Source organism: Acidibrevibacterium sp. (genome assembly GCF_049965395.1).
In the GTDB taxonomy this organism is placed as follows: Bacteria; Pseudomonadota; Alphaproteobacteria; order Acetobacterales; family Acetobacteraceae; genus Acidibrevibacterium; species Acidibrevibacterium fodinaquatile.
Genome location: NZ_JBMFWJ010000072.1, coordinates 1 through 8,419, shown reverse-complemented (window position 1 = coordinate 8,419; position 8,419 = coordinate 1). Strand labels below are relative to the sequence as shown.

Here is an 8,419-nt window from a genome sequence, read left to right as displayed (position 1 = left end):
CCGCGACAGCGTCAGGAGATTGGGCAGATCGGTCAGCATGGGAGGGCGAAACTAGCCTTTCCGCCGCGGCGGGGGAATGTCCGCAAGGCGCGCGCCGGGATTAAAATGCGCATAAAGCCGGCGCGCGGTGGCGCGGTTGATCCCTGGCGCCGCCTCGAGATCGGCGAGCCCCGCCTGTTTGACGCCGCGCACCGAGCCGAAATGATGGAGCAGCGCCCGCTTGCGGGCCGCGCCAATGCCGCTGATCTCGTCAAGCTCGCTCTGGATCAGGCGTTTGGCGCGCCCGGCGCGGTGCGTCGTGATCGCGAAGCGGTGCGCTTCGTCACGCAGCCGCTGGAGGTAATAGAGCACCGGATCGCGCGGCGGCAATTGCCGTGGCGGCTGGCCGGCCTGATGGAACCATTCCCGCCCGGCGTCGCGATCCGGCCCCTTGGCGATGGCGATCACCGGGAGATCGCCAAGGCCGAACTCGGCGAGCACCGCAAGCGCGCTCGAAAGCTGCCCGGCGCCGCCATCGATCAGCAGGAGATCGGGGCGGGCGGCGTCTTCGGCGTCGGCGGCGGCGAGGCGGGCGAAGCGGCGCGCCAGCATCTCGCGCAGCATGGCGAAATCATCGCCCGGGGTGATCGGGCCGCGGATGGCGAATTTGCGATAGGCGGCTTTCTCGAACCCCGCCGGCCCGGCGACGATCATCACCCCATAGGGGTTGGTGCCCATGATATGGCTGTTGTCGAACACCTCGATCCGGCTTGGCGGCGCCGGCAGGGCGAAGGTCTCGGCAACCGCGGCGAGCAGCGCCGCTTGCCCCGCCGCTTCGGCGAGCCGGCGCTCCAGCGCCTCGCGCGCGTTCATGCGCGCGAGATCGAGGATCGCGCGCTTTTCGCCGCGCTGCGGCAGCGCGAGCCCGACCTTCCGCCCGGCTTTCAGGCTGAGCGCCTCGGCGATCAGCGCCGGCTCGGGAACGGCATCGCTGAGCAGGATCTGCGGCGGCGGCGGTTTGTCGTCATAAAATTGCGCGATGAAGGCGGCGAGCACGGCGCCGATCGCCTCGTTTTGCGCATGATTGGGGAAAAACGCGCGATTGCCGTTATTGTGGCCGCCGCGGATGAAAAACACCTGGATCGCGGTCTGGCCGGCCGCCTGCCAGGCGCCGATCACATCGGCATCGCCGAGCGCCTCGGGATTGATCGCGCCGTGGCCCTGGACCTGGGTGAGGCCGCGGATGCGATCGCGCAGCATCGCCGCGCGCTCGAACTCGAGCGCCGCCGAGGCCGCTTCCATCTCGGCGGCGAGCTGGCGCTGGATTTGCAGGCCAGCGCCGCCGAGAAACGCCTTCGCCTGTTCGACCAGCGCCGCGTAATCCGCCTCGCTGATCCGCCCAACGCAGGGCGCGCTGCAGCGCTTGATCTGATAAAGGAGACAGGGCCGGGCGCGATGGGCGAAGACGGTGTCGGCGCAGCTTCTGAGCAAAAAGACGCGCTGCAATTCGGTGAGCGTCTGATCGACCGACCAAGCCGAGGCAAACGGCCCCCAATAACTCCCGCGCCGGGTTTGGGCGCCGCGATGCTTGGTGATCTGGGGAAACGGGTGATCTTCGGTCAGCAACAGCCAGGGATAGGATTTGTCGTCGCGCAGCACGATGTTATAGCGCGGCTTGAGCCGCTTGATCAGCGTCGCCTCGAGGAGCAACGCCTCGGCCTCGCTATGGGTGACGATGATTTCGAGCGAAACGGTTTCGGAAACCATGCGCCGCAGCCGCTCCGGGAGACGCGCCGGCTGGAGATAGGCCGGCACCCGCTTTTTGAGGCTGCGCGCCTTGCCGATATAAAGCGCGTTGCCACGGCCATCGAGCATGCGATAAACCCCGGGCGCCTCCGGCAGCGTCGCGATCGCGGCCGCGATCACCGCCGCCCCACCCGGGCCGGGCGCGGCGACGAGAGGTTGGCTGGGCGGGGGGGGCTCTGGCATCCTTTGTCGATTAGGCGCTGGCGCGCGCGCGCTCAAGACCCCGGGGCCCACCACCGCAGGGTGTGAGACGGATGACACGCGCATGCCACGCCGCTTGTGGATAAGTTTGTGGGCAGAACGCCGGCAACCGGCGCTAAAGGGCGGATTTCTGCCGATTTGCTCACCCGCGAGCTTGCCGCGGATAGGTTTACTATATTGATTTTATTTGATAATTTATCGTGACGGCGGGGGCTTTTGAGCCTCGCGCGACAGACGCCTGAAAATGCTGACAAATCATGGCGCGGTGGACAATTCGCCGGGCGACGTACGTCCCTCTCGGTGAGATCGCCGGCGGCTTCAACCATGAGGCGAGCCGTCTCATACCCGTCGCCGGCACGCGGGGCCCCAGGCGATGGCGGCGCGCCGTCAGCGGAGCGGGAGCACCGAGGCCCGCGCATCACGATCGGCGATGATTCCGCCGATCGCCCGCTGCGACGTCGCGTCATTCTGGAATGGTTTGACGTTCTGCATGTAAATGAGGCAGCAAACCCGAAGAAATGAGGCGAAATTGGTGATTTCATCACGCTCGTTGGTGAGCTCGTCATAGAGTTTTTCAATAAATTGGCTCGTCGTCATATGCTCGTTATTGGCGATTTCCTGGATGACCTGCCAGAACATGTTTTCGAGCCGGATTGTCGTCACCACCCCATGAATCCGCACCGAACGGGTGCGCGATTCATAGAGGATGGGATCGGAGGACGCATAGATTTTGCACATCGTTCGCCAGTCTCCCAGGGCCTCGTCTGGTGTCGGGTCATCGTGCGGGGACGACATCTCTCGGGCGCGCTGGCGTCTTGCCGTGTGACACGCCGCCAGCGCGCCACCGAGAGCTTGGCCGCTTAAATCGCCCCTTGCTTCATTTGTTCGGCGATGAAGCGGCTTTGACGTATGGCAAGGGTCACGATCGTCAAGGTGGGATTTTCCGCCGCCCCCGTGGTGAATTGCGATCCGTCGGAGATGAAAAGATTTTTGACGTCGTGGGTCTGGCCAAACTTATTGCACACGCCGTCACGCGGTTTGTCGCTCATCCGACAGGTGCCGAGGTTATGGGTGGAGGGATAGGGCGGAACGAGATAGACGTCCTTGGCCCCCGCCGCCTGATAAACCGCTGTCCCCTGCGCGAAAGCATGCTCGCGCATGGCGACGTCGTTCGGATGATCATCGTAATGAACATTGGGAACCGCAAGGCCGAATTGGTCTTTCGTCGTGTCATTGAGTGTGACGCGATTGGTCTCGCGTGGCATGTCCTCTCCGACGATCCACATCCCGGCGGTATTGGCGTATTGATCGAGCGCATTGGCAAATGCGCGCCCCCACGCGCCAGGGTTGAGAAACGCGGCATAGAAAGGAAGCCCGAGCGAGATCGTCTCCATGTGATAGCCGCCGACGAATCCCCGCTTCGGATCGAGCCGCGCCTCATCGCCGACAATCCCGGCCATCGTCGTGCCCTTGAACATCTCGACGCGGTTGGGAAAGGTTGCATAAACCGAGGCGGTGAGGTGGCGCATGTAATTTCGTCCGACCTGACCAGAGCTGTTGGCGAGACCGTCGGGGAACATGGCCGAGGCGGAGAGGAGGAGAAGGCGCGGGCTCTCGATCGAGTTCGCGGCCAGCGCGACGACGCGCGCGCGCTGGCGCTGTAGATTGCCCTCGCCATCGAAATAAAGAACAGCGGCGGCCTTGCCTTGCGCGTCATGCTCGATCCGTACCACCTGTGCCTTGGCGCGCACCTCGCATTTTCCGGTTGCCAACGCTTTGGGAATTTCCGTGTAAAGCGTTGACCATTTCGCCCCCGTCCGGCATCCTTGGAAGCAAAAGCCGCGCTGGTAGCAATGGGTTCGGCCATCACGCGGCTCAGAGTTGATCGCCATCCGGCCAGTGCTCACTTCCTTATAGCCGAGCTTGGTTGCGCCGTTATAGAGGACCTTGAAATTATTATTGCCGGGAAGCCCAGGGATGCCATTGGTGCGTGTCACCCCCATCTTTTTCTCGGCGAGATCATAAAACGGGTCGAGATCGGCGCGGGTGATTGGCCAATCCAAGAGATTGGCGCCGGGAATATCGCCATAGACGGTGCGGATCTGGAATTCATGAGGCTGAATGCGCAGGCTCGCCCCCGCCCAATGCACCGTGGTGCCGCCGACGGTCTTGCAAATCCACGCCGGAAGTGTGGGAAAATCCTTGGCCACACGCCAGGTGCCCGATGTCGTTCGCGGATCGAGCCATGCGAGCTGCGTAAACGAGGGCCATTCATCAGCGATGAAATCGGTCTGCGTGTGCCAATCACCGGCTTCCAGCAAAACGACTTTGATCCCTTGCTGCGCGAGTTCGTTGGCGAGCGTGCCGCCGCCAGCCCCCGAACCGATGATGACGACGACGCTGTCATCGTTTTTTTCGAACTGAACTTTATTGGTGTTTTCCTGAGCCATGTCTGCCTCCCTGATTGCGGTTTAGCGTCTCTTCAATCATCCTTGGGGATGGGGCCGCTCGCCGATGGCGGCGGATCGGGAAGCCATTTGAGATCGTTGAAACCCGTATATAAATACCCGGTATCACCCTCCGCCCCACCATAGCCAAAATGCTTGAAGGCAAGCGGGTTATTATAAAGCGTGTTCACCGCGGTGACCCGGAGATAAGAGAAGAACGGCGAGCCTTCGAGGGCACGGACATCGATCTCCTGCAAGGCGACATCGCGCCCGAGCCAGTTGCCATTGCCGATGGCGTTCAAATGATCGATCCCCTCGCGCACGATCAAGCGGGTCGATTTATCGGTGGCGGCTTTCTGATCGACCGCCTTGACGACCAGCGCATAGACCGCATCGTCCAGGCTCGGATGCGGGTAGAGATGCTTGATGAACGCCATCACGATGCGTGCTTGCCCGTCATCGAGGGCGCTGAGTTCAAGCGCCCAGGTGCGGCTCGGCACAAAGGGGGCGAGCGCCGAACCCGCACTCAAAACGCCAATCAGCAACGAGCTTCCCTGCAGCATCTCGCGCCGGGTGAGTGGAATGGGTGCGCGAGACGAATCGGTTTTTCGTAGCACGTCAACCTCCTGTGATGAATTGTCTCGGTGTCATTGATAATGGCCGCCACGCTGCAAAACCTCGATTTTGTAGCCATCGGGGTCTTGGGTGAAGAAAAAACGCGCGAGCGCGCGCCCGTCTTTGGTCTTGAGCTCCTTGATGTCTTGGACATGGGGAAAAGCGGCGCGCAGCCGCGCATGGGTTGCCGCGAGATCATCGACCGAGAAGGCAATATGACCATAGCCATCGCCTAGGGCGTAGGGGTCCTTGCGAGATTTGTTCCAGGTGAGTTCGAGCTCGAACGCGCTCTCGGGATGGCGCAGATAAACCAACGCGAAGTCGTCAAAGGTGAGACGATGGACCTCTTCCATGCCAAACGCACGGCGATAGAAATCGATCGATTTTTCGAGATCGAAGACGCGAACCATCATATGGATCGGCTTGGTCACGTTATCCTCCCCATCGTTTTGTCAACGATGTGGCGCATCATAGACGATGCGATCACGGATAGGGTAATAGGATGGTAAATTACCGATGATGCGCGGCACTCAGCGCAACGCGGGCGCTCTGGCATCCTCTTGCGCTGGCGCGCGCAAGACCGGCGTCGAGCCTACCACCGCAGGGTGTAAGACGGGTGAAATGCATGTTTCGCGCCCCTTGTGGATAAGTTTGTGGGCAGAGTGTGCCAGCGCGCCGCGGCGTGCCGGCTGGCGGCCATGGGGTTAACCCGCTGCGCTCCCGCGCGAATTTTTAATACCATGATTTTATTGCATTTTTTTCTCGCGCGCCGGTGATATTTTTAACGTTGCCGGCCATCGCCTTCAGACTCCAGGCAATTCTGCCGGCGGTGGACAATCGCCACCGGCGCCGCCGCCGCGCTCTCTACCCAGGCGCGCAATTCTGCCACCGCCACGGGCCGCCAGCGCCACCGTGACAAGCGGCCGAGAGCCATGCGAAACTCACGCGCCGAGAGCGGGAGCAGGACTGCGATGCCGAGGATCGAGGAGCAGGGTATCATGCGACATCGCCGGGGGCGCGCATGAGCGGCGGCGCCGCACCGCCGCCGGCGCGCGAGCCGCTTCGCCTGCATGCCCTCAAGCGCGGCGATACCTTCATCGTCTGCGACCCGATCGGCGATATTCTCGGCGACGGAGACGGTCTGTTCGACGACGACACGCGGCTGCTCTCATGCTTTCGGCTGCTGCTCGGGGAGACCACGCCGTCGCTCCTCAGCACCGCGATTTCCCATGACAATGTGTTCTTCACCGCCAACATCTCAAACCGGCCGCTGCCGCCGCTCGGCGGGCATCCGCTGCCCGAAGGGGTCATTCATATCGAACGCCGCCGGTTTCTCTGGCAGCGCCATCTCCATGAGCAATTGCTGTTCACCAATTACGGCGAGACCCCGGCGGTGGTGCCGCTGGTTCTGGTGTTCGAGGCGGATTTCCGCGATATGTTCGAGGTTCGCGGCAGCCATCGCGCGGCACGCGGCGAACTCCGCGCCCCGGAACTCCGCGAGAGCGCGGTGCGTTTCGCCTATCACGGCCTCGATGGGGTGGAACGGCAATGCCTAATCGCCTTCTCGGCGCGGCCGAGCGTGCTCGCGGCCGGGCGGGCGGAGTTTCATGTCGATCTCGCGCCGGCCGGCAGCGCCGCTCTCCATCTCGCGGTCGGCCCGGGGGACGTGCCGGCGCCGTCGCCGGCGCGGTTTCGCGCCGCCGCCGCGCAAGCCCGCGCCAGCATGTGGCGCGAACGCCGCCGCGCCGCGCGGCTCGCAACGCCGACCCGCCTCTTTAACGCCTGGATTGACCGCTCCGCCGCCGATCTCGCGCTGCTGACCACCGAATTGCCGACCGGCCCCTACCCTTACGCCGGCATTCCCTGGTTTTCGACGACGTTCGGGCGCGACGCCATCGTCACCGCTTTGCAGACGCTCTGGCTCGACCCGCGGCTTGCCCGCGGCGTGCTCGCCTTCCTCGCCAAGAACCAGGCGACCGAGACCTCGGCCTTTCGCGATGCCGAGCCCGGCAAGATCATGCACGAGGCCCGCAAAGGGGAGATGACGACGCTCGGCGAATTGCCGTTCGGCCATTATTACGGCGGCGTTGACACCACGCCGCTGTTTCTCATTCTCGCCGGCGCCTATGCCGCGCGGACCGGCGATCTCGGCTTCATCAAAACCCTGTGGCCGGCGCTGCGCGCTGCCCTCGGCTGGATCGAACGCAGCGCCGATCGCCACGCCGACGGGTTTCTCGCCTATGCCCGGGGGGCGGCGAGCGGATTGGCCAATCAGGGGTGGAAGGACAGCGAGGATTCGGTGTTCCACGCCGATGGCCGCTTTCCCGAGGGACCGATCGCCCTCGTCGAAGTGCAGGGCTATGTCTTCGCCGCGCTGCACGCGATGGCCGATCTCGCTGCCCGGCGCGGCGAGAGCGCCGATGCCGAGCGCTGGCGGGCCCGCGCGAAGGCGCTGCGGCAAGCGGTCGAGGCGAAATTCTGGATGCCGGAGGCCGGCTGCTACGGCATCGCCATCGACGGCGCCGGCGAACTCTGCCGGGTGTTGACCTCCAATGCCGGGCAGCTCCTGTTCTCCGGCCTGCCGGCGCCCGAGCGCGCCGCCCGCGTCGCCCGCCATCTCCAGGCGCCGGGTTTCGATAGCGGCTGGGGCATCCGCACGCTCGTGCGGGGGGCGGCGCGGTTCAACCCGATGTCTTACCATAACGGCTCGGTCTGGCCGCATGACACCGCGGTCTCGGTCGCCGGCCTTGCGCGCTATGGCCGGCAAGAGGCGGTGTTACACTTTACGGGGCAGATGTTCGAAGCCGCCGTCCATTTCGACATGCGTCTGCCCGAGCTCTTTTGCGGCTTTCCGCGCGCGCCCGGCGAAGCGCCGATCGCCTACCCGGTCGCCTGCCTGCCGCAGGCCTGGTCGGCGGGATCGGTGTTCATGCTGCTGCAATCGTGCCTCGGCATCACCATCGATGGCTGGCAGGGCGACATCCTGCTCGACCACCCGGCGCTGCCGGAAGGCGTCGATCGCCTCGACCTCCGCGGCCTACCGCTCGGCGGAGACACGATTGATCTCCGCTTCGAACGCACCGGCACCCACATCGCCTGCCTGCCACAAAGCCGCAATGGCGCCGCCATCCGCATCACCCGCCGGGATTAGCGCCGGCGCCACGGTCAGCGGGCCCGGGCGGCCGATGGCACGGGTTGATCACATCCCGCGCATCGGCTATGCCGTCGCGACCAGCTTGCCCAGGTAGCTCAGTTGGTAGAGCATGCGACTGAAAATCGCAGTGTCGGTGGTTCGATTCCGCCCCTGGGCACCATCCCCCTCTTCTCCATTGTTTCTTTTCACCGCCAGGGCTACGCTATCGCCCTCTTAG

General features: G+C 64.0%; 6 protein-coding genes and 1 tRNA gene. 2 read left to right on the top strand and 5 right to left on the bottom strand.

Annotated elements, in window-relative coordinates; genetic code table 11:
- Positions 1-51: 51 nt before the first annotated feature.
- The 5 genes from uvrC to ACP5M5_RS13865 form a co-directional block, all read right to left on the bottom strand.
- Positions 52-1,968, bottom strand: a complete 1,917-nt coding sequence (uvrC, locus tag ACP5M5_RS13885) for an excinuclease ABC subunit UvrC (protein ID WP_427938315.1) — start codon at positions 1,966-1,968, stop codon at positions 52-54.
- A gap of 405 nt (positions 1,969-2,373) precedes the next feature.
- Positions 2,374-2,781, bottom strand: a complete 408-nt coding sequence (locus ACP5M5_RS13880) for a ribbon-helix-helix domain-containing protein (RefSeq protein WP_427938314.1) — start codon at positions 2,779-2,781, stop codon at positions 2,374-2,376.
- A 65-nt stretch (positions 2,782-2,846) separates the two neighbouring features.
- Positions 2,847-4,436 (bottom strand): GMC family oxidoreductase, encoded by a 1,590-nt coding sequence (locus tag ACP5M5_RS13875; RefSeq protein WP_427938312.1) that lies wholly within the window; start codon positions 4,434-4,436, stop codon positions 2,847-2,849.
- Positions 4,437-4,468: 32 nt separating this feature from the next.
- Positions 4,469-5,050 carry a hypothetical protein gene (locus ACP5M5_RS13870; protein WP_427938310.1) on the bottom strand — a complete coding sequence of 194 codons (582 nt, stop codon included), beginning with the start codon at positions 5,048-5,050 and terminating at the stop codon, positions 4,469-4,471.
- Positions 5,051-5,080: 30 nt separating this feature from the next.
- Positions 5,081-5,479, bottom strand: coding sequence for a VOC family protein (locus ACP5M5_RS13865; RefSeq protein WP_427938309.1), 399 nt, complete (start codon positions 5,477-5,479; stop codon positions 5,081-5,083).
- 590 nt (positions 5,480-6,069) lie between these two features.
- Between ACP5M5_RS13865 and ACP5M5_RS13860 the strand changes: the two genes are divergently transcribed.
- Positions 6,070-8,199, top strand: a complete 2,130-nt coding sequence (locus ACP5M5_RS13860; protein WP_427938307.1) for an amylo-alpha-1,6-glucosidase — start codon at positions 6,070-6,072, stop codon at positions 8,197-8,199.
- 87 nt (positions 8,200-8,286) lie between these two features.
- Positions 8,287-8,362 (top strand) — tRNA-Phe (locus ACP5M5_RS13855).
- The last annotated feature ends 57 nt before the right edge of the window (positions 8,363-8,419 follow it).

Bases quoted from the DNA above. Each gene is read 5' to 3' on its own strand.
- ACP5M5_RS13875 (WP_427938312.1), bottom strand. From the start codon at position 4,436: ATGGCTCAGGAAAACACCAATAAAGTTCAGTTCGAAAAAAACGATGAC.
- uvrC (WP_427938315.1), bottom strand. From the start codon at position 1,968: ATGCCAGAGCCCCCCCCGCCCAGCCAACCTCTCGTCGCCGCGCCCGGC.
- ACP5M5_RS13860 (WP_427938307.1), top strand. From the start codon at position 6,070: ATGAGCGGCGGCGCCGCACCGCCGCCGGCGCGCGAGCCGCTTCGCCTG.
- ACP5M5_RS13880 (WP_427938314.1), bottom strand. From the start codon at position 2,781: ATGTCGTCCCCGCACGATGACCCGACACCAGACGAGGCCCTGGGAGAC.